Origin of the sequence: Nocardia sp. NPDC058176 (assembly GCF_042883805.1) — a bacterium.
Classification (GTDB): domain Bacteria; phylum Actinomycetota; class Actinomycetes; order Mycobacteriales; family Mycobacteriaceae; genus Nocardia.
Window position 1 is genome coordinate 1,950,920 of sequence record NZ_JBHVVA010000001.1, and the last position, 24,699, is coordinate 1,975,618.

24 protein-coding genes and 1 pseudogene are annotated in these 24,699 nt (G+C 70.7%); 16 read left to right on the plus strand and 9 right to left on the minus strand.

The features are described from left to right. Positions 1 to 23 precede the first annotated feature (23 nt). Genes ACFVVM_RS09145 through ACFVVM_RS09155 form a run of 3 tightly spaced genes read right to left on the minus strand, consistent with a single transcriptional unit; the run spans position 24 to position 3,454 of the window. Positions 24 to 1,292 carry an MFS transporter gene (locus ACFVVM_RS09145; RefSeq protein ID WP_387615129.1) on the minus strand — a complete coding sequence of 423 codons (1,269 nt, stop codon included), beginning with the start codon at positions 1,290 to 1,292 and terminating at the stop codon, positions 24 to 26. Then, positions 1,289 to 2,347, minus strand: a complete 1,059-nt coding sequence (locus ACFVVM_RS09150) for an LLM class flavin-dependent oxidoreductase (RefSeq protein ID WP_387615131.1) — start codon at positions 2,345 to 2,347, stop codon at positions 1,289 to 1,291. The genes ACFVVM_RS09145 and ACFVVM_RS09150 overlap by 4 nt, the downstream gene beginning before the upstream one ends. Before the next feature lie 27 nt (positions 2,348 to 2,374). Continuing rightward, positions 2,375 to 3,454, minus strand: a complete 1,080-nt coding sequence (locus tag ACFVVM_RS09155) for an acyl-CoA dehydrogenase family protein (RefSeq protein WP_387615134.1) — start codon at positions 3,452 to 3,454, stop codon at positions 2,375 to 2,377. Positions 3,455 to 3,742: 288 nt separating this feature from the next. Here ACFVVM_RS09155 and ACFVVM_RS09160 point away from each other — a divergent pair. Then, a pseudogene (locus tag ACFVVM_RS09160) lies at positions 3,743 to 3,847 on the plus strand (MerR family DNA-binding transcriptional regulator); the annotation flags it as partial. A gap of 485 nt (positions 3,848 to 4,332) precedes the next feature. Continuing rightward, the gene (locus ACFVVM_RS09165) at positions 4,333 to 4,638 is read left to right on the plus strand and encodes a hypothetical protein (RefSeq protein ID WP_387615136.1); all 306 of its coding nucleotides are present in this window, start codon (positions 4,333 to 4,335) and stop codon (positions 4,636 to 4,638) included. Positions 4,639 to 4,654: 16 nt separating this feature from the next. On the opposite strand, the gene ACFVVM_RS09170 is transcribed toward ACFVVM_RS09165, so the two are convergent. Together ACFVVM_RS09170 and ACFVVM_RS09175 are read right to left on the minus strand one after the other, a co-directional pair. After that, positions 4,655 to 5,083 carry a PaaI family thioesterase gene (locus tag ACFVVM_RS09170; RefSeq protein ID WP_084759801.1) on the minus strand — a complete coding sequence of 143 codons (429 nt, stop codon included), beginning with the start codon at positions 5,081 to 5,083 and terminating at the stop codon, positions 4,655 to 4,657. Between the two features lie 193 nt (positions 5,084 to 5,276). Further along, the gene (locus ACFVVM_RS09175) at positions 5,277 to 5,672 is read right to left on the minus strand and encodes a RidA family protein (RefSeq protein WP_387615138.1); all 396 of its coding nucleotides are present in this window, start codon (positions 5,670 to 5,672) and stop codon (positions 5,277 to 5,279) included. Between the two features lie 13 nt (positions 5,673 to 5,685). Between ACFVVM_RS09175 and ACFVVM_RS09180 the strand changes: the two genes are divergently transcribed. Together ACFVVM_RS09180 and ACFVVM_RS09185 are read left to right on the plus strand one after the other, a co-directional pair. Continuing rightward, on the plus strand, positions 5,686 to 5,829 hold the full coding sequence (locus ACFVVM_RS09180; protein ID WP_387615142.1) for a winged helix-turn-helix transcriptional regulator: 144 nt from the start codon (positions 5,686 to 5,688) through the stop codon (positions 5,827 to 5,829). A gap of 162 nt (positions 5,830 to 5,991) precedes the next feature. After that, positions 5,992 to 6,504 carry a L,D-transpeptidase gene (locus ACFVVM_RS09185; RefSeq protein WP_387615145.1) on the plus strand — a complete coding sequence of 171 codons (513 nt, stop codon included), beginning with the start codon at positions 5,992 to 5,994 and terminating at the stop codon, positions 6,502 to 6,504. A 48-nt stretch (positions 6,505 to 6,552) separates the two neighbouring features. On the opposite strand, the gene ACFVVM_RS09190 is transcribed toward ACFVVM_RS09185, so the two are convergent. Further along, on the minus strand, positions 6,553 to 7,458 hold the full coding sequence (locus ACFVVM_RS09190; RefSeq protein WP_387615147.1) for a MerR family transcriptional regulator: 906 nt from the start codon (positions 7,456 to 7,458) through the stop codon (positions 6,553 to 6,555). A 71-nt stretch (positions 7,459 to 7,529) separates the two neighbouring features. On the opposite strand from ACFVVM_RS09190, the gene ACFVVM_RS09195 reads away from it, so the two are divergent. Beyond that, the gene (locus ACFVVM_RS09195; RefSeq protein WP_387615150.1) at positions 7,530 to 8,126 is read left to right on the plus strand and encodes a maleylpyruvate isomerase family mycothiol-dependent enzyme; all 597 of its coding nucleotides are present in this window, start codon (positions 7,530 to 7,532) and stop codon (positions 8,124 to 8,126) included. A gap of 118 nt (positions 8,127 to 8,244) precedes the next feature. Here the strand turns inward: ACFVVM_RS09195 and ACFVVM_RS09200 are convergent, their stop codons facing one another. Further along, entirely contained in the window at positions 8,245 to 9,816 is a 1,572-nt protein-coding gene (locus ACFVVM_RS09200) for an MFS transporter (protein ID WP_387615153.1), read from the minus strand. A gap of 117 nt (positions 9,817 to 9,933) precedes the next feature. Here ACFVVM_RS09200 and ACFVVM_RS09205 point away from each other — a divergent pair, with 117 nt between their 5' ends. Then, the gene (locus ACFVVM_RS09205; RefSeq protein WP_387615156.1) at positions 9,934 to 13,194 is read left to right on the plus strand and encodes a BTAD domain-containing putative transcriptional regulator; all 3,261 of its coding nucleotides are present in this window, start codon (positions 9,934 to 9,936) and stop codon (positions 13,192 to 13,194) included. Positions 13,195 to 13,238: 44 nt separating this feature from the next. On the opposite strand, the gene ACFVVM_RS09210 is transcribed toward ACFVVM_RS09205, so the two are convergent. Next, a complete protein-coding gene (locus ACFVVM_RS09210; RefSeq protein WP_387615158.1) occupies positions 13,239 to 13,469 on the minus strand; it encodes a hypothetical protein in 231 nt (76 codons plus the stop codon). A gap of 117 nt (positions 13,470 to 13,586) precedes the next feature. Between ACFVVM_RS09210 and ACFVVM_RS09215 the strand changes: the two genes are divergently transcribed. The 4 genes from ACFVVM_RS09215 (at position 13,587) to ACFVVM_RS09230 (ending at position 17,582) form a co-directional block, all read left to right on the plus strand. Further along, complete coding sequence (locus ACFVVM_RS09215) at positions 13,587 to 14,033, plus strand: nitroreductase/quinone reductase family protein (protein ID WP_387615160.1); 447 nt, start codon at positions 13,587 to 13,589, stop codon at positions 14,031 to 14,033. Beyond that, positions 14,030 to 14,536 carry a pyridoxamine 5'-phosphate oxidase family protein gene (locus tag ACFVVM_RS09220; protein ID WP_387615163.1) on the plus strand — a complete coding sequence of 169 codons (507 nt, stop codon included), beginning with the start codon at positions 14,030 to 14,032 and terminating at the stop codon, positions 14,534 to 14,536. The genes ACFVVM_RS09215 and ACFVVM_RS09220 overlap by 4 nt, the downstream gene beginning before the upstream one ends. Before the next feature lie 569 nt (positions 14,537 to 15,105). After that, on the plus strand, positions 15,106 to 16,140 hold the full coding sequence (locus tag ACFVVM_RS09225; RefSeq protein ID WP_387615165.1) for an alpha/beta hydrolase: 1,035 nt from the start codon (positions 15,106 to 15,108) through the stop codon (positions 16,138 to 16,140). After that, positions 16,137 to 17,582: a wax ester/triacylglycerol synthase domain-containing protein gene (locus ACFVVM_RS09230; protein ID WP_387615167.1), complete on the plus strand. Its 1,446-nt coding sequence runs from the start codon at positions 16,137 to 16,139 to the stop codon at positions 17,580 to 17,582. The genes ACFVVM_RS09225 and ACFVVM_RS09230 overlap by 4 nt, the downstream gene beginning before the upstream one ends. Positions 17,583 to 17,587: 5 nt before the next feature. On the opposite strand, the gene ACFVVM_RS09235 is transcribed toward ACFVVM_RS09230, so the two are convergent. Continuing rightward, a complete protein-coding gene (locus tag ACFVVM_RS09235; protein ID WP_387615170.1) occupies positions 17,588 to 18,295 on the minus strand; it encodes a hypothetical protein in 708 nt (235 codons plus the stop codon). A 116-nt stretch (positions 18,296 to 18,411) separates the two neighbouring features. On the opposite strand from ACFVVM_RS09235, the gene ACFVVM_RS09240 reads away from it, so the two are divergent. The 6 genes from ACFVVM_RS09240 (at position 18,412) to ACFVVM_RS09265 (ending at position 24,585) form a co-directional block, all read left to right on the plus strand. After that, positions 18,412 to 19,458, plus strand: a complete 1,047-nt coding sequence (locus ACFVVM_RS09240; RefSeq protein ID WP_387615172.1) for a FecCD family ABC transporter permease — start codon at positions 18,412 to 18,414, stop codon at positions 19,456 to 19,458. Beyond that, positions 19,455 to 20,552, plus strand: coding sequence for a FecCD family ABC transporter permease (locus tag ACFVVM_RS09245; protein WP_387615175.1), 1,098 nt, complete (start codon positions 19,455 to 19,457; stop codon positions 20,550 to 20,552). The genes ACFVVM_RS09240 and ACFVVM_RS09245 overlap by 4 nt, the downstream gene beginning before the upstream one ends. Beyond that, the gene (locus ACFVVM_RS09250; RefSeq protein WP_387615178.1) at positions 20,549 to 21,382 is read left to right on the plus strand and encodes an ABC transporter ATP-binding protein; all 834 of its coding nucleotides are present in this window, start codon (positions 20,549 to 20,551) and stop codon (positions 21,380 to 21,382) included. Before ACFVVM_RS09245 ends, ACFVVM_RS09250 begins: the two co-directional genes overlap by 4 nt. A 71-nt stretch (positions 21,383 to 21,453) precedes the next feature. Continuing rightward, positions 21,454 to 21,834: a BlaI/MecI/CopY family transcriptional regulator gene (locus ACFVVM_RS09255; RefSeq protein ID WP_071928705.1), complete on the plus strand. Its 381-nt coding sequence runs from the start codon at positions 21,454 to 21,456 to the stop codon at positions 21,832 to 21,834. A 63-nt stretch (positions 21,835 to 21,897) separates the two neighbouring features. Further along, entirely contained in the window at positions 21,898 to 22,836 is a 939-nt protein-coding gene (locus ACFVVM_RS09260; RefSeq protein ID WP_387615180.1) for a M56 family metallopeptidase, read from the plus strand. 270 nt (positions 22,837 to 23,106) lie between these two features. Next, entirely contained in the window at positions 23,107 to 24,585 is a 1,479-nt protein-coding gene (locus ACFVVM_RS09265) for a DEAD/DEAH box helicase (RefSeq protein ID WP_387615183.1), read from the plus strand. Positions 24,586 to 24,699: the final 114 nt, after the last annotated feature.

Genomic DNA, 24,699 nt, shown 5'->3' on the forward strand with positions numbered 1-24,699 from the left:
TGGGGGCGAGCCCCCACCGCCCGCTATGGGGGTGTGGCGCCGTCGTGGCCGGTGGCGGGGCAGTCCTGGGTGCGCACGGGTGGGTGGTCGACGGGTGGGGTGCGGGAGAGCGGGATCAGGGCGATGGCTGCGATCAGGGCGGCGATTCCCATGGCGACCAGGAAGCGCCAGTCGGCGAGCCAGGCGGCGGCCAAGGGGGCGCCCGCGCGGGACAACGCGATGGGGACGGTCATGACCGCGAGGATGCCGGCGAATTGGGGGACGCCGAAGCTGTCGGCGACGATGGAGGGGCGGGCGATCACGCTGGTGCCGTAACCCATACCGAAGGCGACGACGCAGGCCAGGGTCAGCGGGAGTGAGGCGCCCGCGAGCGGGAGGACCAGCAGGCCGATGCCCTGGATGGCGAAGGACGCGCCGGTCACGCTGGTCATGCCGAAGCGGCGGGCCAAGGGTGCCAGGGCGAGGCGGGAGACGATCTGGGCCACGCCGACTGTGATCGGCAGGGCGGCCGCGGTGACCGGTGAATGCCCGACGTCGCGGAAGTAGGTGACCATCATCAGCAGGAACGCCGAGGTCGACCCGCTCTGCGCCACGAAAGACACGACCAGCAGCCAGAATCGGCGATCACGCAGCGCGTCGCCGAGTGCGACACCGGTGCGCTGGGCGACCCGGCTGGTGTGCGCCGCCCGGCCGGGCACCGCCCACAGGTGCGCCGGGACCACGATCACCGCCAGTCCGGCGGCGAGCACCAGCAGCGTTGTCCGCCAACCCAGTTGGGTCTCCAGCCAGCCCGCGAAGAAGTAGTAGAGGCTGGTCGCCAAGCCGACGACGGTGGTCACCGCGACGATGGCCGAATCCCGGTGCTGCGGTTCGGTGGCCACGACGAGGACGGCGAAGGCCGCCTCGTAGGTCGAGGTGGCCAGCGCCAGCCCGATCAGGGTGAACGCCAGGTACAGCTGGGCCAGGGTCTGCGCCTGCGACCACAGCACGACCGCGCCGACGCCGACCATCGAGCCCGCCGTCATCAGGGCGCGGCCGCCGTAGCGGTCGAGCAGATTGCCCACCGGCACCGCCGCGAGCGCACCGACGAGGGTGGAAATCGTGGCGGCGGCGGCGATCTCGGTGCGCGAGACGGACAGCGCCTGCGACATCGGCACCAGCAGGACGGTGAACGCCTGGATCATCGCGCCGTAGCCGACGGTCTGGGTCACCGCGAACACCGCGATCAGCCGGAACCGGCGGGAGCGGTCCGCTCCCGCCGTCAGGACAGGGGTGGCACTGGCTGTGCTCACTCCCCGAGCAGGGGCAGCAGCTGAGATCCCTGGCGCTCGATCTCGCGCAGGTAGGGGGTGTCGGACAGGACGAAGTGGGTGATGCCGAGATCGCGGTACTTGCGCAGCGATTTGGCGACGTCCTCGGCGGAGCCGACCAGCCAGGTGGTGCCCGCGCCACCGCCACCGTACTTGCCCGGCGCGGTGTAGAGGTTGTCGTCGAGCACCTCACCGCGCTCGGCCAGGTCGAGCAGGCGCTGCTGACCGACGGCGGCGCGGCGGCGCGGGTTGGGCGTCTGGCTGTTCTTGGCCATCTCCGCGACCTTGGCGTCGGCATCGGCCCAGGCCTGCTCGGTGGTGTCGCGCACGAAAGTGGTGATGCGCAACCCGAATTCGAGTGGCGCGTGCTCGCGGCCGAGTTCCTCGCTCAGCGCACGCAGCCGCTCGATCCGCTCCCGGACCCCTTCGAGCGGCTCGCCCCAGAACAGTTGCACGTCGGCCTCGGTCGCGGCGACCCGTTCCGCGGCCGCGGACGCGCCACCGAAGTAGAGCGTGGGATGACGGCGGTTCCCGCGCGGCACGATCCGGGGCACGACCGTGGAATCGGTGACCTGGAAGTGCTCGCCACGGTAGGTGACGTTCTCCTCGGTCCACAGCTTGCGCACGAGCTGGAGGAACTCCTTGGTGCGGGCGTAGCGGTCGGCCTGATCGCCCTCGCTGTCACCGTAGGCGCCGAGATCGTCCTTGCCCGAGACGATGTTCACCCGGACCCGGCCGCCGGAGAGATGATCGAGCGTGGCCGCGGCGGAGGCGAAGTTGGCCGGGCGCCAGTATCCCGGCCGGATCGCGATGAGCGGCTCGAAGGTCTCCGTGCGCGCGGCCAGCGAGGCCGCGACGGTGAGCGTGTCGGGCCTGCCCCACCCGGTGCCGAGCAGCGCGCCCTTCCAGCCGTTGTCCTCGAGCGCCTTGGCCTGCACGGTCAAGGTGTCGAGGCTGTTGTGGTCGGCGGTGACGGGCTCACCCCGGTGGCCGGGCGTGACCTGATTGGGGATGTACCAGAGGAATTCGAGACTCATGGGGTGCGGTTTCCGTTTCGGTGGAGATCAGCGGGCCAGCTGGGCGAGCTGGGCGCGGCGGACGTCGGCGGTCTGGCCTTGAACCAGCAGGAACAGGGCGGAGCGGGCGTGCAGTTGCGCGGTGTCGTCCCCGCTGAGGCCGCGTCCGGACCGGCTGATGAGCAGTGCCCTGGTGATGGCCGAAAGTGCTTCGCCGCTGGCCACTTTGGTGGCGAGGCGTTCGTCGAGGCGATGCGGACCGCCGCCCGCCGCGAGGGCCTCGTCGGCGAGCGCGTAGGCGGTGGCGCGGATCTCGGCGACGCGGGGGCGCCAGGTGGCCGCGACGGCGCGCGTCTCGGGCCGATCGCTGCGCTCGAGCTCGGCCAGTACCGTTTCGGCGAGTCCGAAGTGGTGGGCGCGCGCGTCGCTGGCGGTGCCGATGTCGGCGTAGCGGGCTTCGTCGAGGCTCTGGGTGGACAGGACGTTGGCCTCGGACACGAACACCGCGTCCAGGCGCACGCGCGCGGTCCTGCTGCCTCCGACAGCGCCGAGGTCGAGTGGTCCGTCGCTGTGCAGGCCGTCCCCGACCGGAACCAGCGCGGTCACCACGGTGTCGGTGTCGGGTTCGACCGCGGCCACGGTCAGCGCGGCGTTGAGTCCCCAGCCGCTGACCCAGGAGATGGTGCCGTCGAAGAGCCAGCCGTCGGCGGCTTTGCGGGCGGAGATGTAGCGCTCGGGGAAGTGGCGCACATCGCTGACACCGGCGCCGAGCAGCAGTTCACCGCGCAGAATCCGTTCGGCCAGTGGGGAAACCGGGACACCCTGGGCGCGGGCGGCCGCGATACGGCCCGCCAGCGGCGCGTGCTGGGCCCACACCAGCCAGGTGTTGAAGCAGGCCCCGGCGATGGTCTCGTGCACGCGGCGGTCGGTGTCGCGGTCGATCGCGAGACCACCGAATTCCGGTGGTGCCAGATGATTCAGCAGACCGAGTGCGCGGAGTTCGTCGATCCGCTCCGGCGCGACTCCCTCCCGGTCGGTCCGCAGCGCCGCGGGACGCAACACCTCCTCGGCGTACTGCTCGACCCGAGCCACCAGCGAGTCGTCTGCGGCGGTGTTGCGCGCTGTCATCACGTTCCTTCCGAGCCTCCGCGCCGAAGCCGCGGACCACCGACGAAGGCGACCGTCGTCCCGGCCCGGAAATTATCGACCCGGACGGCGACCGAATGCCGTTACCGGCCCGCGCCTTCCACTGCCCGGAACTGCCACGACCTGCGGCGATGCCGGACGCTCGGAAATAAATTCCCGTCGAGCGAGAATTTTCGTGATGACAACCTTGACCCTCCCGTGGCGTCAGGCCGCATAGTCGGTGCCGTGGAGGAGCACCTGACCGTGGGACGCGTGGCCGCATTGGCGGGCGTGAGCGTCCGCACGCTGCATCACTACGACGCGATCGAGCTCGTTCGGCCATCGGCACGAACCGAGGCCGGATACCGGGTCTACTCGCCCGGCGACCTGGAGCGGCTGCGCGAGGTACTCGCCTACCGCCGCCTCGGCTTCGGATTGCGGGAGGTCGCGGCCATGGTCGGCGACCCGTCCATCGACGCGATCACGCACCTGCGCCGACTGCGTGGGCTGCTGTTGGAACGGCGCGATCACACCGATGCCATGGTGGCGGCGATCGACAGGGAACTCGAGGCACGAATGCAGGGAGTCGCGGTGACACCGGCGGAGCAGTTCGAGATGTTCGGCGCCCGGCTGTACGACACGATCGGCGGCGCCTACACCACGACACGGCACACCGACCCGCGGATCGCCGCGCAGATCTGGGCGGCACTCGGTGACGCGCGGACAGTACTGAACATCGGGGCGGGCACGGGGTCCTACGAGCCCTACGACCGCGACGTGACCGCGGTGGAGCCGTCAGCGTACTCACCTTCGACGCGGGCGAGCCCGGATGGCAGGACCGGTTCTGGCTCACCCGCGACTATCTGCCCGAGTTCGGCGACATGCTCGCCGACTTTCCCTCGCTCACCGGAATGGGCGACGCGATCGGCGCGGTCGCGCGGCCGGTGCCCATTCCCTGGGACTGCACCGACGGCTTGTTCGAGGCGTATTGGCGTCGGCCACGGGCCTACCTGGAAGACCATGTGCGCCGGGCGGTGTCGACCTGGACGAGGGTCGGGCCGGAAGCCGAGCATCGGGCGGTGCGAAGCCTCGGTGCGGATCTCGCCTCGGGCCGGTGGGCCGAGCGCAACCACGACCTCGCCGACCTCGATGCCGCGGATCTCGGCCTCCGTCTCCTCACCGCATGACCGGCGAGAGTGGGGCCTAGGCGGCCAGGTTCTGCAATCTGACCTGGCCGCGGGCGACCGTGCGGCCTTCGGCGTCGGTGATGACCACGATCCAGAGTTGCTGGCTGCGGCCGCGGTGGATCGGGGTGGCCTCGCCGGTGAGGACGCCCTCGCGGACGGCGCGCAGGAAGTCGGTGTTGTTGTTGACGCCGACGACCGAGCCGCGGTCGCCGAACCACACGCCCGCGCCGACGCTGGCCAGCGTCTCGATGACGGTGCAGTAGACGCCGCCGTTCTGGATGCCGGCGGGCTGGTGCAACTGCGGGCGCACCTCCCATTCGCCCGCGACCCGGTCGGCGGAGACCTCGGTGAAGCGCAGGCCGATCAGATCGGTGAAGGTGCCCTCACTGGCCTTGGTCATCAGTTCCGGGGTGATGTCGGCCAACGACAGGGAGTTTTCGCTCATAGGTTCCGGTTTACACCATCAGAATTCGCTCGCCGCACCCGGTGACCCGAGAAACGAGCGGCGGGCTCCCTCCAAGGGACGGAGCCCGCCGCGGCATGAATGAGGGGGTCGACCGCAGCCCTCGGGACCTCCGGCTCATCCGTACGCCGAGTTGAGCATAGGTCAGGCTTACCTAAGCAGTCAAGCGGCCCGCTCAATCGAGAACCGCGACGGCCTCGATCTCGACGAGATGATCCGCCGATGCCAGGGCCGCGACACCGATCAGGGTCGCCGGTGCCACCGGGGTCATCCCCAGTGCCACGGCCGCCCGGGAGACCCCGTCCAGGAACTCGGCCATCTTGTCCGGCCGCCAATCGACGACGTACGCGGTCAGTTTCACCACGTCGCCGAAAGAGGCGCCGGCCGCGGCCAGCGCGATGCCGACATTGCGGTAGCACCGCTCGACCTGCGCGGCGAGATCACCCGCGCCGACCATGTTGCCCTCGGCATCCCAGGCGACCTGACCGGCAACGTGAACCGATCGCGATCCGGTCGCGACGGCCACCTGCCGGTAGGTATCGATCGCCGGCAGTCCGGCCGGATTCAGCAATGTGGACCGGACGGTGTATCCGACGGTTCCGCCGCGGGTGGAGTACCGGCTCACCGAGCCGGGGCAGGCGTTGCGCGCGACGGTCGACGGCATGTGCGACTGGACCCAGCGCCACCTCGGCGACATCGAGGAATCGCGGCGGCATTTCGACGCGTGACCCGCGGCACGCCGACCCGCCCCGGCTGGGTTTGCTCAACACGATCGCAATACTTCATGATCTCTGGCATCTCCATCTTTTCGAGGCTTGTGTCGATGTTGAGAGCTCACGATCGGGTCGCCAGTCGACCGGGGGTGGGCGCGGCGAGAGAGGCAAGATTTCGTGAGCAGTAGTCATATTCCCCGCTGGGCCGTGCAGGCGGCGCTGGGCGCGATGGTGGCCGGGGCCGCCGTCGCCGCACCGGTGCAGGCCGAACCGCTGTGGCCCGGCGGTCCCGATGTACCGGGCGTCCCGGCACTCATTCCCGAGCCGGAGCCCGAACCGGTCCTCGCACCCTGCAGCGAGAAGGCACGGGCGTGCCTGCAGCTGTCGACCAACAACGCGTGGCTGATGGACAACGGCGAGACCACCTTCGGCCCGACCCCGATGTCGCACGGCAAGGCGGGCTACGAGACGCCGCCCGGCGTGTTCAAGGTGGCGTTCAAGAAGCCGTTCCACTGGAGCACCCTGCACAACGCGCCGATGGAGTACGCGGTGTTCTTCAACGGTGACATCGCCTACCACATCGGCCCGGTCGAGGCCGAGTCCCACGGGTGCATCCGCCTGACCCCCGAGGGCGCCAAGGCGCACTACGACTGGCTGGAACCGGGCGACATCGTGGAAGTGATTCCGTGAGTTCGGAATAGCTGATCACAGGGAGGCCGGGTCACCGGCCTCCCTTTTTCATCGGACCGATTCGGTCAGTGCGTCGAACAGCCACAGGTGGGCGGCGCCGGAGCTGACCGAGTCGCCGGTGAGGGTGGCGGTGAGGTGCCAGTAGTGGCGGACGGGGCGGTCGGCGCCCGCGGTGTCGCGGAGGAGGCAGCGGCGGAATTCGGGGGTGTCGCGGCGGGCGCGGGCGGTGGCGTGGACTTCGACGTAGTGGTCGAGTTCCGGGCCGGGGCGGGGTGCGTGGCCCGCGGCGACGCGGGGTGCGGCGGTGACGCAGGCGTCGGCGATGTCGAACAGGAGGCGGCGTTCGTCGCGGACGCCCGGCGTGCCACGGTGGCGGATGGTGTCCGACATGGCGGTGGCCAGGGCCGGATTCGTGGCCGCGGCAACGAGTTCCGCGTAGGCGAGCAGGTGCCCGGGGTCGGCGTCGGGGGCCAGTTCGGGGATGTTCATGCCGAGGAAGCCGTCGATCGCCGAGGTCGGCAGCGGGGTGAGCTGGCGGCGCCAGAAGGTGGCGAGCGTGTCGTAGGCGGCGCGCGGGTCGACGACGGCGGCGAGGTGGGTCAGGTGCCGCGCGTGCTGATCCGGTGCGGCCGCTTCGACGGCACGCAGGAGGGCGCGACGGCGGGTCACGGTGTCGAGTTCGGCGTCGAGGGCGGCGCGTTCGGCCGCGATCACCTCCGCGATCGACCGGGTGCCCGCGAGGACCTCGGCGATGGCGGCCAGGCCGATGCCGAACGTGCGGAGGCGGCGCAGCAGGGTCAGCTGCTCGACCGCGGCGGGGTCGAACACGCGGTGGCCGGTGGCGGTGCGGCTGACGGGGAGCAGGCCCTCGTCGCAGTAGAAGCGGATGGTGCGCACCGCGACGCCGGTCCGGTCGGCCAGCGCGCCGATCGTCAAATATGTGTCTCGAGTCACATCCACTGGCACCTCCACCTCGGTGGAGCTCCTACGGTACCGACGAAGCCGAGACGAAGGAGATGTCGACGATGACCGACGAGACCGAGACCATCTGGGGTGCGGTGGCGCACGAGCGGGCCACGCTGGTCGATCTGCTGCGGGAGCTGCCCGAACAGGACTGGGAGCACGCGTCGCTGTGCGAGGGCTGGCGCGTTCGGGATGTGGTGGCGCATCTGGTGCTGGCCACCCGTGTCACCGTCGGTGCGCTGCTGGTGAATCTGGTGCGTGCCCGCGGGAATGTGGACCGGCTCATCCACGACACCGCGGTCCGGCACGCCGACCGCAAACCGACGGCGGCGCTGCTGGCGGAGCTGCGTGCCACGGTCGATTCGCGGGTGATCCCGATCGGGACCACACCCACCGACCGGTTGATGGACCTGCTGGTGCACGGTCAGGACATCGCGGTCCCGCTCGGCATCGAGCGGGTGATGCCGACGACGGCGGCGCTGCTCTCGCTGGAGCGGGTCTGGACGATGGGCGCGCCGTTCCACGCGCGCAGACGGTTGAGTGGCTACGCGCTCAGCGCGACCGACACCGATTGGAGCGCGGGCAGCGGGACGCCGATCACCGGGACCACGGCGGAACTGCTCATGCTCGTCACCGGGCGTACCTCCCCGGACGGGTAGCGCACCGTCTCGGCGAAGCGATGTGCGTGACAAGCGATCCAACCCCGCGATGCGACAACGATCCGCAGCACCGTTGGTTGGTGCCGCGGATCGTTGTCGGTGCGCAAGGGCGCGCCGGTCAGGCGGTGACGGCGGGACGGTCGGCGACCTCCGGTCCCGGAGCATCAGCGGCCTCCGGATCCGGGTGTGCCACCGCGCCCGCCGGAACTCCGCGCAGGAACGCGACCGCCAGCACCGCACCCGCGGCCGAGAGCACCGTGGCGACCCAGGCCGCGGCGTTCAAGCCGTTCGTGAACGCCTCGCGTCCGGCGGCGATCACGGAGTCGGCCAGCTCGGCGGGCAACGACTCAGCCGAACTCAGTGCGCCGGAGAGGGTTTCCGCGCTCGCCCCTTCGGCATCCGACATCCCGGCGCGGTACACCGCGGCACCCACGCTGCCCAGCAGGGCGACGCCCAGTGCGACGCCGAGGTCGCTGGCCGTGCTCTCCACGGCCGAGGCCGCACCGGCCTTCTCCGGCGGTGCCGCGCCGATGACCAGGCCGGGGATCAGCGCCATGGCCGGGGCGATACCCGGGTAGAGGATGTAGAAGCCGACGATGAGCAAGGCCAGACCCGCCTCACTGCCGACCTGGGTGAGCACCAGGTAGCCCAGCGCCGACACCACGAGCCCGGCGGCGATCACGGTGCCGGGACGGACGCGGCGAGCGATGGCCGGGGCGAGGGTGGAGACGATGACCAGCGCGATGGCCGCGGGCAGGATCCACAGTCCGGCCGCCAGCGGGGACTGTGCCGCCACCAGCTGCAGGTACTGGGTGAACAGCAGGTACACCCCGCCCAGGGCGATGGCCGCGAGCATGTACACCGCCAGCGAACCACTGAAGATCCGGTTCGAGAACAGTCGCATGTCGAGCATCGGGTCGCTCAGGCGCAGCTGCCTGCGGACGAAGATCACCGCGAAGCCCACACCGGCGAGCAGAGTGAGCGCCGGTTCGACGGCGAGACCGGTCTCGGCCAGTTTCTTGATGCCGTAGACGAACGGCAGCAGGGCCGCCAGCGACAGCGCGACACTCAGCGGATCGATCCGACCGGCCTGCGGGGCACGGTATTCGGGGATCAGCACGGGCACCGCGAGCACGACCAACGCCATCACCGGCACACCGATCAGCATGGACGCGCCCCACCACAGCGAGGTCAGCATCAGCCCGCCCAGCAGCGGCCCGAGCGCCACACCGGCCGAGACCGACGCCGCCCACAGTCCGATGGCGGTGGCGCGCTGGCGGTCGTCACGGAACATCGTGGTGATCAGCGACAGGGTGGCGGGCATGACCGCCGCCGCACCGAGGCCCATCAGCGCCCGTGCCCCGATCAGCAGTTCGGGACTCGGCGCGAACGCCGCGATGACCGAGGCGACGCCGAACAGCGCGGCGCCGGCCAGCAGCAGGCGACGGCGGCCGAGGCGGTCACCGAGGGTGCCCATGGTGACCAGGAAGCCCGCCATCACGAAGCCGTAGATGTCGTTGATCCAGAGCAACTGGCCACTGCTGGGCGAGAGGTCGGCGGCGATGTAGGGGGTGGCGAGGAACAGCACGGTCATGGTGAGGAACAGCAGCACCGTCGGCAGGAGCAGGACCGCGAGCCCCAGCCATTGGCGGGTGCCTGCCCGCTCGGGGACATCGGTGAACTCGGACATCAGGAGGTTTCCCTTCGAGGACGATTCGAACGAGCACCACCGTGGCGAGAGCGGCTTCGGGAACCCTTCGGGTCGGCTCCAGATCGCCTCGAGCGCCCCGGCGTTTAGGGTGATGACATGCGTTTCGGGGTGCTGGGGCCAGTGGCGGTGTGGACCGACCAGGGACAGCCGGTGCGGGTGCCCGAGCTCAAGGTCAGGGTCCTGCTGGCCGCGCTGCTCGCCGAGCCGGGCCGGATCGTGCCCGCCGACCGGCTCGTCGAGGACCTGTGGGGCGGGGCCGCGCTGCCCGCCAATCCCGCCGGTTCGCTGCAGACCCGGGCCTCGCAGTTGCGCCGGGTCCTCGGTGACGCCGAGCCCGGCGGCCGTGACCTGCTGGTCTCGCGCTCCCCCGGCTATCTGCTCGAGGTCGCCGAGGGCGCGGTGGACGCCCAGCGGTTCCACGATCTGCTCACCCGGGCGCGCGCCACCGACGACACGGCGGCACGGGCGGCGCTGCTGGCCGAGGCGCTGGCGCTGTGGCGGGGTCCGGCACTGGCCGACCTCGCCGATCACGACTTCGCCAGGATCCCCGTCGTGCGCTGGGAGGAACAGCGGCTGACCGCGCTCGAGGAACACGCGCAGGCCAGGATCGCGCTCGGCGAGCACGAACAGGTCGCCGATGAGCTCGGCGCGCTCACCGAGGAACATCCCCTGCGCGAACGGTTGCGGGGCGCGCACATGCTGGCGCTGTATCGGTCGGGCCGTCACGGTGAGGCCCTCGATTCCTATCGGCGGCTGCGCGAGCATCTGGCCGAGGAGCTCGGTCTGGATCCGAGTCCCGAGCTGGCCGCGCTGCATCGCGCTGTGCTGGAACAGGATCCGGCGCTCGGCGCGCCGGTGCGGCCCGCGCCCACCGCGCCGGTGACGCCGCGTCCGAGCCTGCCGGTGCCCGCGACGACGCTGATCGGGCGCGAGGACGATCTGGCCGGGATCGCTGCCCTGATCCGCGCCGAACGGCTGGTGACGCTGACCGGTCCCGGCGGCGTCGGCAAGACCAGGCTGGCCCTGGCCACCGCCGCGGCGCATCCGGCGCGCGACGGTGTGCTGTTCGTCGAACTCGCCGGAGTGTGCGTCGACGACGATCCGGATCTCGCGCTGCCCGCGCTCGCGGAGGTGGTGGCCGCGGCCTTCGACGTGCGCGACGATTCCGCGGGATCGAGCCCGTTCCCGGTGCCCGACAACGGAACTCCGCTGGATCGACTGGCCGAGGCGGTGCGGGCCAAGCAGGTGTTGCTCGTGCTGGACAACGGTGAGCACGTCGCCGACACAGCGGCAGCCCTGGTGTCGCGGCTGCTCGGCGCGGCGGCGGAGTTGCGGGTGCTGGTCACCAGTCAGGTGCCGCTGAACATCGCGGGTGAGCACCTGTGGCCGGTCGCGCCGTTGGCGGTGCCCGAGCCGACGGCCACCGTGGCCGAGGTGGAGAAGTCCGCTGCCGCACGGCTTTTCGTCGAGCGGGTGCGGTCCACCGCGCCGGGGTTCACCGTCACCGACGACAACGCGGCCGCGGTGGCCACCATCCTCGCCCATCTCGACGGTGTGCCGCTGGCCCTGGAGCTGGCGGCCACGCGGGTGCGGACGCTGGGCGTGCACACCCTCGCCGAGCGGATCGAGGACCGGTTCACCCTGCTGTCGGCCGGATACCGGGACGCGCCGGATCGGCAGCGCACCCTGCGCGCGGTGATCGACTGGAGCTGGGAGCTGCTCGACGACGCCGAACGCGCTGTGCTGCGGCGCCTTTCGGCCCACGCCGACGGCGCGACCCTGGAATCGGCCGAGGCGGTCGTCACGGGTGACGACATCGCGCGCACCGAGGTCGCGGAGCTGCTGGCTCGCCTGGTCGACCGGTCGCTGATCATCGCGCCCGGCGCCGAGGTCCGCCCGCGCTACCGGTTGCTGAAATCGGTCGGCGCCTACGGTCTGGACCGGCTGCGCGACAGCGACGAGGAGTCCGGGACCCGACTACGTCATCTCGCCTACTACCTCGACTTCGCCCAGCGGGCCGACCAGCAGGTGCGCACCGCCGATCAGCGGCGCTGGCTGGCCCGGCTCGACGCCGAATCCGCCGATCTGCGCCGCGCGCTCGAAACCGCCCGTGCCGCGGGACGATCCGATGACGCGGTGCGCCTGGTCAACGCGCTGGCCTGGTACTGGGTGCTGCGCGGGCGGCTGGCCGAGGGCATCCGGTCGATCGGCATCGCGCTGGCGGTGCCCGGCGGGGCGGACGCGACCGCGCGGCGGATCGCGCTGCTGTGGCGCAGCGCGCTCGAGCTCGGCCGTGGCAGTGCTCCCGAGACCCTGCCCGCCTTCGTCGACCGGCCCGGACAGGCGGAACTGCGTGCCCGCTGGTACCTCGCGCACGCGCACACCGGCTTCACCCCGATCGCGGGCATGGACACCGCCACCGCGCTGCGCGAGGCCTTCACCGAGCTGGGCGACGACTGGGGCATCGCGGCGGCCTCGGCCTCGCTGGCCCGCGACGCGTTCGGCCGCGGCGACCTGGCCGCCCTGTGCGAGCACGCCGAACGCAGCCGGGAACTGTTCGCCCGCATCGGCGATCGCTGGGGGCAGGGTATCGCCGGATATCTGCTCGGCAGTCATGCCGAGGTCACCGGCGACCTCGACGCCGCCCGCGAGCACCACCGGGCCGCCCTGAGCACCGCCGAGGAGCTCGGCCTGTGGACCGAGGTCGGTGAGCGCCTCACCTCGCTCGGCCGGATCGCGCTGCTGCGTGGCGAACTCGAACACAGCACCGAACTGCACGAGCGGGCCCGCCGGATCGCCGTCGACCAGGGACATCTGGTCGGCGAGGAATCCGCGGTCCTGGGGCTGGGCCTGGTCGCCCGACGCCGTGGCGACCTGGCGGCCGCCCGCGAGCACCTGGGTGCATGGCTGGACTGGCACCTGCGGGCCGGATCGCATTTCGGCGCCGCGCTGATCCTGGCCGAGCTCGGCTTCACCGCCGAACTGGCCGGTGCGCCGGACGAGGCCGAGCAGTGGCAGCGGCGCGGGCTCGAGGCCGCCCTCCGCACCGGCGACCCCCGCGCCCACGCGCTGGCGCTGGAGGGGCTGGCCGGTGCCCGCTCACTGGCCGGGCACACCGCCCACGCCGCCCGATTGCTCGGCGCCGCCGACGCCCTGCGCCGCGGCACCGGGGCGCCACTGCCCGACGCCGAACGCGGTGACGTCGACCGGATCGAGGCCCGCGTCCTCGCCGACCTCGGTCCCGACCGGTTCACCGCCGAGTTCGCCTCGGGCCGCGACGCCGACCCGACGACGCTGACCGACGTACTCGGTCCCTCCGAGCGCATCGGGCCGCCCGCCGTCACTGACGCACCCTGACCGGATGCCGCCGACGCCCCTTGCGCCGCGGCGCGGGTGTGCCACTACCCACAGCCGAACGCGACGTTGTCGACCGGATCGAGGCCCGCGTCCTCGCCGACCTCGATCCCCGACCGGTTCACTGCCGAGATCGCCTCGGGCCACAATGCCGACCCACAACGGTGTCCGAGGTACCCGACCCCAGTGGGCGAGCCGGCCTGGGCGCCGTCGGCGACGTGCTCCGAGAGAACCGGAAGCGCCGACCCACCGACCATGGCCGAGGTCCTCGACTCCACCGGGCGCACCGATCCGGCCGGCGTTTCCAGGCCCGATGATCGCGGCCGCCGGTCGCCTCCAGGAGACCTCGAGCCCGTCCTGAGTCGATCCGAAGGCCATCCGGTCACGGTGGAGCCATGAATCACACTGTGACCGACAGCCCCGATCCCTCGGTGACCGAACACGTTCGCCGGTACCTCGCCTCCGGTGGACGCGACGGCTATCTCGAGGGCGGCACCACCAATCTCGTCATCACCACCGTCGGGCGGCGGACCGGACTGCGGCGGCGGACCGGACTGTTCTTCGGCCGCGATGGCGACCGGCTCGTCCTGGTGGCCTCCGGCTCGGTGCCGGGACGGCCCGAACTGCCGCAGTGGTACCGGAATCTGCTCGTCACGCCCGAGGCCGATGTGCAGGTCAGGGCCGAGTACTTCCCGGTGCGCGCCCGGGTGGCGCACGGCGCGGAGTACCAGCGGCTCTGGCAGCTGATGCTCGCGCAGGCACCCGTCTACCGGCACTACGCGCGACTGGCCGTCCAGCCGATTCCGGTCGTCGTGCTCGAACGCATCGAGGAGCAGCAGTGAGCAGCCGTACCCGCGCCCAGGTCCACACCTTCGCCGACATCAAGCCCGATTTCGACGCCATCGTCGGCTCGATCAACTACGCCACCATGACCACCGTCGACGCCGCGGGCCGCCCACGATCGCGGGTGCTGATCCCGGTCTGGGAGACCGGCACCGACGCACCGATCGGCTGGCTCGGCACCTACCGGACCCCGGTGAAAGAGGCACACATCGCGGGCAACCCGCACGTGACGTTCTCCTACTGGAGTCCGGCGCAGAACACCGTCGCCGTCGACACCGTGGCCGCGTGGACCGACGACCCCGAGGAGCGCGCCCACGTGTGGGACCTGTACCGCCACGGCAGCCCGCCCGGCGCGGGATACGACCCCGGCCAGTTCTGGCGCGGACCCGATGACCCCGAGTTCCAGGTGCTGCGCCTGGCACCGTGGCGCATCCAGGTGCTACGCCGCCGCGACCTCGTCACCGGAGTCCCCGCGCGGATCTGGCGCAGCCAGCGGGCTTGACAGACCGCGCCGCGGACCCGAACAACGAGGTGATCGTTAGTTTCAGGCGGAATTGAAAACAAAGAACAAATCCAGAAGTGTGAAATAAGGGCTTGCCACAACATGACAACGGCGTTATGTTACCTGCGTCACAGCTGATATCGGCTCGTGACAAACCTTCATCATCCAGGCAAGGAGATGCATTATGGGCTCGCTGAACGAGCTGCTGACGGCGGCGATCGCGGGACTCGGTTCCGTCGTGGAAGGCGACGGCCTGCTCGCCGTGTTCCTCGGTTCGGTCGAAGCGTTCTTCCCCTGAACCGATACCGGCTTCGGCACCACCGGCTCGGATTTCGAGCCTGATTCACCTATCACCTCAGGAGTACGACAATGGGATCTCTCTACGAATTGCTGGCCGAAGGCGCCGGGAGTCTGAACGATATCGGCACCCCGATCATCCAGGCGCTCATCACCCTCAGTGGCGGCAGCCCCACCCCCGGCAAGTAGTCCCACCGCACGCGGCGGGGGCGGGCCACAGCCCGGCCCGCTCCCGCCGCGCAGCCCGAGAGGTCGGCAGGCTCGCACCACCCATGAGAAATGATCTACTCCGCGCCGCCGTGGCGGCCGTGTGCGCCGTCGCGCTCGCCGCGACCCCACTGCTCGGCGCGACCGCCGCGGCCGCGCCCGGCGCGCGACTGGTGAGCCAGGTGCCCGTCGGCGGCCAGTTCGTCGACATCGGCGTCTACTCCCCCGCCATGGATCGCACGATCACCCTGCGGGTCATGCGACCGGTCGACACCGCGACTCCCGCGCCGACGCTGTATCTGCTCAATGGCGCGGGCGGCGGCGAGGATTCGGCCAACTGGCCTGGTCAGACCGATGCCGCGCGGTTCTTCGCGGACAAAGGCGTCAATGTCGTCATTCCGATGGAGGGCGCCTTCAGCTACTACACCGACTGGCGTTCGGCCGACGAGGGCCTGGCGAAGAACCTCGAGAACAACGGCCGCAACAGCTGGACGACCTTCCTCACCGAGGAACTACCGCCGGTGATCGACGCGGCCTTCGCCACGACCGGGGTCAACGCGCTGGCGGGGATCTCCATGGCGGGCACCTCGGTGCTCGATCTGGCCATCCAGGCGCCGTCGCTGTACCGCAGTGTCGCCTCCTACAGCGGGTGCGCGATGACCAGTGATCCACTCGGTCAGGCGTTCGTGTCCACGGTGGTCCGCCTCGGCGGTGGGAATGCCGAGAACATGTGGGGTCCGCTCGACGGTGACGGCTGGCGGGAACGCGATCCCTATCTGCAGGCGCATCGACTGCCCGATATTCCGATGTACATCTCCAGCGGTTCCGGACTTCCCGGACTCCACGACACACTCGCCAATCCGCGCGTACACATTTCCGGAAAGAACGCCGATCAAATTCTGTTCAATCAGATGCTCGTCGGCGGCGGTATCGAAGCGGTGACAATGTATTGCACGGCGAGTTTGGCGCAGCGTACGCGAGAACTCGGTCGCACGAACATCACCTACAATATCCGGCCCACCGGAACCCATTCCTGGGGTTATTGGGAGGACGATCTACATTCCTCCTGGCCGATGCTGTCAGCGGCGCTGGGGCTATGAGTAGAACACAGACCGGCGAGCTCCGGGTCGGATCCGAACGATTGCATGCGCGCGATGCGGTGTTCGTCTACGACGAGACCGACCGGCACCTGTCCAGCATCGTCGCGGCGTACTTCGCCGACGCCTCGAACAGCGCTCCGCTGTCCACCGACGAGGTGGTGGCCTGGACACGGGCCCGCGTCGGTCACGCGGCGCTGTTCCATCGGACGCTGCGGCGCGTGCCGCTGGATCTGGATCTGCCGTCCTGGGTACCCGACCCGACGATGTCGGTGCGCGAGCACGTGACCCTGGTGCCGGACGTGCGGACCTGGGACGACGCGCGGGCCCGGATCGCCGAGATCACCTCGGCGCGCATCGATCCGACCCGGCCGCCCTGGGAGCTCCAGGTCATGGACGGGGTCGACGGGGTGCCGTCGATGCCGGGCCCGACCACCCTCGTGGTGCTGAAGTTCCATCACAGCGTCGGCGACGGTGTCGCGACCCGCGCGCTCGAGCAGCGGATGTTCGGCACCGATCCCGCGCCGATCATCCGATTCGAGGAGGCCGGAACGCTGTCGACCGCGGTGCGGACCGTCGGCGCGATCGTCGCCCAGCCCGTCCGATTCGTCGCGGGTCTGCGGCGCGCGCGAACGGCGAAGGCGCAGCTGGCAGCCTCGGTCGCGGCGGGCGCGATCCACCAACCCGACGCGGTGCGACCGGCCACCCGGTTCAATCGCGACATCCGCTCGGTGCTCACGTTCCACCTCGTGCCGATCCCGATGGCGGAGGTGCTCGCGGCCAAAGCCGCGGCGCCGCAACGGGTCACGATCAACGATCTGCTGCTGACCACGGTCGCCGGCGCGTTGGCCGCCTACCTGGCCGACCACGACGAGACGCCCGAGAGCTCGCTCGCCGCGATGGTGCCGATGTCGATGCGCGGTGTGGCGGACTGGGATTCGGCGAATCGGCTGAGTCAGATGGTCGTCGATCTGCACACCGACATCGCCGATCCACTCGCCCGCTTGGCCGCGATCAAACAGTCCGCGGGCAGGGCCAAACAGCGCACCGCCGATCCGGTGGTGCTGCGCGCGGACCGCTTGGTGGAGACCGCGCCGGCGCTGCTGCTGCGGGCCGCGGGATGGGCACGGGCGCAACGGCGTTTCGACGGCGCGGACACGGTACCGCTGTGCAACACCACGATCAGCAATGTGCCACCGGTAACCGACGAACTCGTGTTCTGCGGCATGCCGATCCGGCGGGCCGTCGGCGCGCTGCCGATTCTGGACGGCGACGGCCTGCGCCATCTGATCACGTCACAGGGCGAGGAGATCGTCCTCGCGTTCACCACCAGCGCCGCGATGATGCCGGACCCGGAGCACTACGGCGAGCTGCTGCTGCGCTCGTTCCGCACGCTGGCCGCCGCGCTCGCCGCCCAGGGTGTCGCGGCGCGGGCCGGTTCCTGACGGATTCAGCGTTGCAGGCAGCTGGTGCGGCGCACCGGAAGGCCGCGTTCCTCGAACGCGCTGAGCAGCAGCTGACCGCGCCGGGCGCCCGCGGTGCTGTCGGCACGGGCCAGATCGGGCACATAGGTGGCCGCACCGACCACCGATTCGCCGACCAGCGACCAGAAGCGGCGCGCGGACAACCCCGAGCAGCGGGTGAGCACCGACTGCAGCGGGATCAGCGCCGAGGCGCAGCGCTGGGCCAGCCAGACCGCCATGGCCGCCTCGCACGGCAGTGTGGCGGTGCCGGGCTCGCCCGCTTCCGGATCACCCTCGACGACGCGAATCGTGGTGTCGGACAGGCCTGCCCAGTCGATGCCGCCGTCGTTGTCGTGGTGGATCCACAGGTTGTCGCAGCCGGGATCCCAGGTCTGGGCGGCCATCACGAACAGCGCGGTCGAACGGCCGACCACCGAGTGGATCAGCGCGGTCGCGACCACCTCGGCGGCCACCTCGTTGTTGATCATCTCCGCGGCGTGGCGGCGGTACATGAGCTCGACCCGCCCCTCGGAGAGCCCATTGGGCACGTGCCACCAGCGGCGTTTCCCCTGTCCGGACATCGCCGCCACGGCATAGACTCGCGGATGTTCCGGTTGCAGCGCTTGCAGCCGTGCGCAGGCGCGGTCGAAAGCCACGACGGCGTAGCGGGACAGGGTGGTGACGGGCTCGGACATCGAACCTCCTCGGACGTTTGCGGGGTGTTCCGTGACGATGCTGTCTCGGAACATAGGTTAGGCTTACCAGACTTAACAAGTCGTGTCCGTTTTCCAGGCAGGAGATCTTCGTCGCTGTGAGCCATCCCGGCGCCGTCAGACGTCGTCGTCTGTCCGGACTTCTCCTACTCCTGGTACTGCTCGCGGTCCTGGTCGTCGCCAGCGTCGCGATCGGCACGCGCGCACTGTCGCCAGGGACGGTCTACGACGCGCTCGCGCACGCCCTCGGCTGTCCGGGCGGACCGTTCGAATGCCCCGCGCAGTCCACCGCCGAGGAAATCGTGCGTGAGCTGCGGCTCCCGCGCACCGCGCTGGCCCTGATCGCGGGCATGGCGCTGGGTGTCGCGGGCGCACTCATCCAGGGGTATACCCGCAATCCGCTCGCTGATGCCGGTCTGCTCGGATTGAACGCGGGCGCGGCCTTTCTCGCGGCGCTGAGCATGTTCGCGCTGGGATTCACCCAGCCCGAGCAGTACATCTGGTTCGCCTTCGCCGGCTCGGCGATCGCGGGCGCGATCGTGTTCGGTGTCTCATCGATCGGCGGCGGCAAGGCCAGTCCGCTGAGCCTGGTACTCGCCGGTGCGGCGGTCACCACCTTCCTGCAGGCGATGACGAACGCGATCGTGCTGGTCGACAACGCGGCGCTGGACACCTATCGGTTCTGGGTGGTCGGCGCGGTCAGCGGACGCGATGCCGAGGTGTTCTGGGAGGTCCTGCCATTCCTGGTGGTCGGCATGGGCATGGCGCTGGCGGCCGCGCCCGGGCTGAACCTGCTGAGCCTGGGTGACGACGTCGCCCGCGGGCTCGGCGTCGACGTCGGCCGCACCCGCGCGTTCGGCCTGGTCACCATCGTGCTGCTCAGCGGCGGCGCGACCGCGGCCATCGGGCCGATCGCGTTCCTCGGCCTGGTCGTGCCGCACATCGCCCGCACCATCACCGGACCCGACAACCGGTGGCTGATCCCCTACTCCGCCCTGATCGGCGGCGTGCTGCTGCTGGCCGCCGACATCGCGGGCCGGGTGGTCGCACGACCGGGTGAGCTCCAGGTCGGGGTGATGCTCGCCGCGATCGGCGCGCCCTTCTTCATCGCGCTGGTGCGCCGCAAGAAACTGGTGACGGTGTGACGACCAAGACCGATCCGACCGTCCTGCACACCGTGCGCCCCGCGCTGCGGCTCGGGCCCGCCTCCTTCGTGCTGCGGCCGAAGATGCTGGCACTGGTCCTCGCGCTCGCCGCCGGCGTGTTCCTGTTGTTCTGCCTCGACATCGCCGTCGGCGACACCCACATCCCGATCGGGCGGGTGCTCGACGTGCTCGGCGGTGGCGGCAGTCGTTCGCAGCGCTTCATCATCCTGGAATCCCGCTTGCCACGGGCGCTGACCGCGGTGGTCGTCGGCGCGGCGCTCGGCCTGTCGGGCGCGCTGATGCAATCGATCCTGCACAACCCACTGGCCGGGCCCGACATTCTCGGCATCACCAGCGGCGCGAGCCTGGGCGCTGTCGCGGTGCTGGTGGGCACCGGCGGTGCGACGACGGGGCTCATCGCCACGGTGGGCACGCCGCTGGCCGCGCTGGCCGGTGGCCTGTTCACCGCGGCGGCCATCTATGTCCTGGCCTGGGGTCGCGGGCACGGCGGGGAACTCGGGGTCACCGGGTTCCGGCTGGTCCTGATCGGTATCGGCGTGAACGCGCTGATGGTGTCGGGGATCAGCTGGCTGCTCACCCAGGCCACGCTCACCGACGCCACCCGCGCCCAGGTGTGGCTGACCGGTTCACTGAACTCGGCCGACACCGCCAAGGTGATTCCCGCGATCATCGCCCTGGTCGTGGTCGCGGTGGTCTCGCTCGCCTCGGCCCGCACGCTCGCCGCGCTGCGCCTCGGTGAGGAAACGACCAGAGTATTGGGTGTGCGGATCCAGTCGCAGCAGGCGCTGCTCATCGGTTCGGCGGTGGTGGCGGCCTCGGTCGCGACCGCCGCGGTCGGGCCGGTCGGGTTCGTCGCGCTGGCGGCGCCGCAGATCGCGCGGATGGCGCTGCGCACGCCCGGCGAACCGCTCATCGCCTCGGCGCTCATGGGCGCGGCGCTGGTCACCGCCGCCGACATCATCTCGCGCACGATCGTGCCGGTCGACCTGCCCGCCGGCATCATCACCGCCGCGCTCGGCGGGCCGTTCCTGCTCTACCTCCTCGTCCGGATGAATCGGAAAGCCACACTGTGAAGCCCGAACCCAGCCCCGTCCACCGCCTCGCCGCCGACGCCGTCTCGCTCGGCTACGGCGAGCGCGTGATCGTCGACGACCTCAGCCTCGACATCACCACCGGCGTGGTCACCACGGTGATCGGACCCAACGGCTGCGGCAAGTCGACCCTGCTCAAAGCACTGGGCCGACTGTTGCGGCCGCGCGCCGGGCAGGTCGTCCTCGACGGCAAGGCGATCTCGTCGATGAAGACCAAGGACGTGGCGCGGGTGGTCGGCATGCTGCCGCAGACCCCGGTCGCGCCCGAGGGGCTGACCGTGGCGGACCTGGTCGCGCGCGGACGTCATCCGCATCAGACCTGGCTGCGCCAGTGGTCGGCCGACGACGAGACCGAGGTCGCCGCGGCGCTCACCCAGACCGGCATCGCCGATCTGGCCGACCGCACCCTCGACGAACTCTCCGGCGGCCAGCGCCAGCGCGCCTGGATCTCGATGGCGCTGGCCCAGGGCACCGACATCCTGCTGCTCGACGAGCCGACCACCTACCTCGACCTCGCCCACTCGCTCGAGGTCCTCGATCTGGTCGACCGGCTGCACGCCGACTACGGCCGCACCGTGGTGATGGTGCTGCACGATCTCAACCTCGCCATCCGCTACAGCGACGAGCTGATCGTGATGTCCGAGGGCCGGATCGTCGCCCAGGGCAAGCCCGCCCAGGTCGTCACCGCGCAGCTGCTGCGCGAGGTGTTCGGGCTCGATGCCACGGTGCTCACCGATCCGGTCTCGGGGCGGCCGATGATCGTCCCGATCGGCACCAGGCACGTGCACGGCGCGGACGGGTATGACGAATGACACACCAGCAAACACCCCGTTACGACAATCTGTAGTACGCATCTTTGTCGTTGAGTCCGTAAAATCGGGGAATGGCAGGACTCGGCGAACTCGAAAAAGCGGTCATGGACCAGTTGTGGTCGACCGACGAACCGCAGACGGTGCGGCAGGTCCACGAAGCACTGGCCACGCGGCGTGAGCTCGCGTACACGACGGTGATGACGGTGCTGCAGCGGCTGGCGAAGAAGAATCTGGTGGTGCAACGACGCGACGATCGCGCGCATCGATACGCACCGGTCCACACCCGCGACGAACTGGTCGCGAGCCTGATGTTCGACGCGTTGCAGCAGGCCGACGCGGCAGGCAGCAGGACGGCGGCACTGGTCCACTTCGTCGAACAGGTCGGCAAGGACGAAGCCGACGCACTGCGGGAGGCGCTGGCCAAACTCGAAGCCGATGAGCAGAACAGTTAGACTCCTGGCGGCTCTCACAACGACGTGAGCGCCCCCGGTCCCACAACGCAGTGAGCAGAGTCGATGAACGCAACCGCGGCAGTCTTCGCAGCACTCGCCTTGCTTCTCGCCGGGCCGGTGCCCGCACTGCTCAGCCGGGCGAAGTGGGTCCACCGTGTGCCCCGCGCCGCCCTCGTGCTCTGGCAGGCGATCGCGCTCGCCGCCGTGCTCAGCGCCTTCGGATCCGGCCTGGCCATCGCCAGCCTGCTCCTGGTTCCCGGCCCCGACGGTAGGCCGACCACCTCACCCACCCGCGAGATCGACGCGCTCGGTCTGCCGCTGTGGACGGTGTACGTCCTGGTCTTCGCGCTGACGCTGATGGTCGGCGCGCGCCTGATGTTCTCGATCGTGCGGGTCGGTATCCACACCCGGCGCCGCCGCTCCCGCCATCGCATGCTCGTCGACCTGCTCGACCAGAGCGGGCCGACGCGCCGCGCCGCCGACATCCGCGTGCTGGCCGCCACCGAGCCCATCGCCTACTGCCTGCCCGGTCTGCGCCAGCGCGTCGTACTCAGCGAAGGCACCCTGACCAGCCTCGAAGAGGCCGAGGTCACCGCCATCGTCAGCCATGAACGCTCGCATCTGCGCGCCCGGCACGATCTCGTGCTCGAGGCGTTCACCGCCGTGCACGAGGCCTTTCCGCGGGTGGTGCGCAGCCAGGCCGCGCTCGGCTCGGTGAAACTGCTCATCGAACTGCTCGCCGACGACTCCGCGGTGAAGGTGACCGGCCCGAAGCCGCTGGCCCGCGCGCTGGTCGCCTGCGCGAAGTCGACCGCGCCGCAGGGCGCGCTCGCCGCGGGCGGACCGAGCACCCTGATCCGGATACAGCGCCTCGCGGGCACCACCGGAGACGTGAGAGTCGCCACCGCCGCCTACCTCGGCTCGGTCGCGATTCTCGTCGTGCCGACCCTCGCGGTCGCCCTGCCGTGGCTGCAGGAGCTGCGGCGGCTGTTCAACGGTTGACCTGGCGATCAGCCGCCCCCACCGACACCGCCCCGATCCGGTCCGCCGGGGGCATCGCCGCTCGGTTCCCGTGCCACGCCGCGACAGCCGGACCCGTACATCTGACCAGCTTGTTTACCCACCCGAGCGCAATCACGCCTATCCTGGGAGATCGGTCCTTCCTGCTGGGCCGCACCCCGTCCACGCCGTGAGCGTCTTCGGGTAATCGGCGCCGGTGATCTTCCAGCGCGATTCGCAGCCCAACGAAAGGCCACCTTGTCCAACTCTGCCGTGTCCAACTCTTCGCGTCCCGACCCGACCTTCGCCGAGCTCGGCCTGCCCGTCGCACTGGTGCAGACCCTGCGCAACGCCGGTATCGAGAAGCCCTTCCCCATCCAGGCCGCCACCATCGGCGACGCCCTCGCCGGGCGTGACGTGCTCGGCCGCGGTCCGACCGGCTCGGGCAAGACTCTCGCCTTCGGCCTGCCGATGCTGACCCGACTGGCCGGCTCCCCGTCCAAGCCCGGCCGCCCGCGCGGCCTCGTACTCGTGCCGACCCGCGAACTGGCCTCCCAGATCGAGCGCTCGCTCGACGAGGCCGCCCTCGCGGTGGGCCTGCGCGTGGCCTCCGTCGTCGGCGGTGCGCCGATCAAGCGCCAGGCCGACCGGCTCGCACGCGGTGTCGACCTGCTCATCGCCACCCCCGGCCGCCTCGACGACCTGATCAAGCAGCGCTCCGCCGACCTGTCGGAGGTGTCGATCGTCGCCCTCGACGAGGCCGACCACATGGCCGACATGGGCTTCCTGCCCCAGGTCACCCGCCTGCTCGACCGCACCCCGAAGAACGGCCAGCGCCTGCTGTTCTCGGCCACCCTCGACGGTGACGTCGACAAGCTGGTCAAGCGCTACATGCACGACCCGGTGACCCACTCCACCGCGCCGCCCGAGGCCTCGGTGTCGACCATGTCGCACCACCTGCTCTACGTGCGCGACAAGAACGTCAAGCGCACCGTCGCCACCGAGATCGCCGCGCGCGATGGCCTGACCATCATGTTCGTGCGCACCAAGCACGGCGCCGACCGCCTGGCCAAGCAGCTGCGCGGGGCCGGTGTCGACGCGGGCTCGCTGCACGGCGGCAAGGCGCAGAACAACCGCACCCGCACGCTGGCGGCATTCGCCGACGGATCGGTGCCGGTGCTGGTCACCACCGATGTCGCCGCGCGCGGCATCCACATCGACGGCGTCTCGCTGGTCGTGCACTTCGACCCGCCCGCCGAACACAAGGCCTACCTGCACCGTGCGGGCCGCACCGCGCGCGCCGGCGAGGACGGTGTCGTGGTCACCCTCGTCACCGACGAGGAGCGCAAGGAGGTCGCCGCGATGACCCGCAAGGCGGGCGTGCGGACCGACGGCGTCGACGTGCGCCCGGGCGACCGGAAGCTGGTGGAGATCACCGGTGCCCGCAAGCCCAGCGGCATCGCGCTGGCCGCACCGGCCGCGCCCGCCCAGCCCGTGTCGAACCGGACCTCGGCCGGCGGCGGCAGCCGTTCGCGGCGTCCCCGCTCCGGCGGTGCGGCGTCGTCGGAGGCCGCCGCGGGTCACAGCCGGGGCGGCGCACCGCGCCGGGAACGCCCGACCGGCGAGTCGCGCACCCGCAAGCCCGCGGGCACCGGCGGACACGCCCGTAGCGGCGACACGCCGACGAATTCGCGTCGTCGCGCCGCGCGTCCGGCCGCTCCCGCGACCCGGCGCAACCGCTCGGCTAACTGAGCAGAAACCCAATCACCGCGTGGCCGAACCGATTACGGTTCGGCCACGCGGCGTTTTCACCGGCCCGTTGCCTCGACACGACCCGGCCGGTGTGTGTTTCCCGGCGCCGCGCGA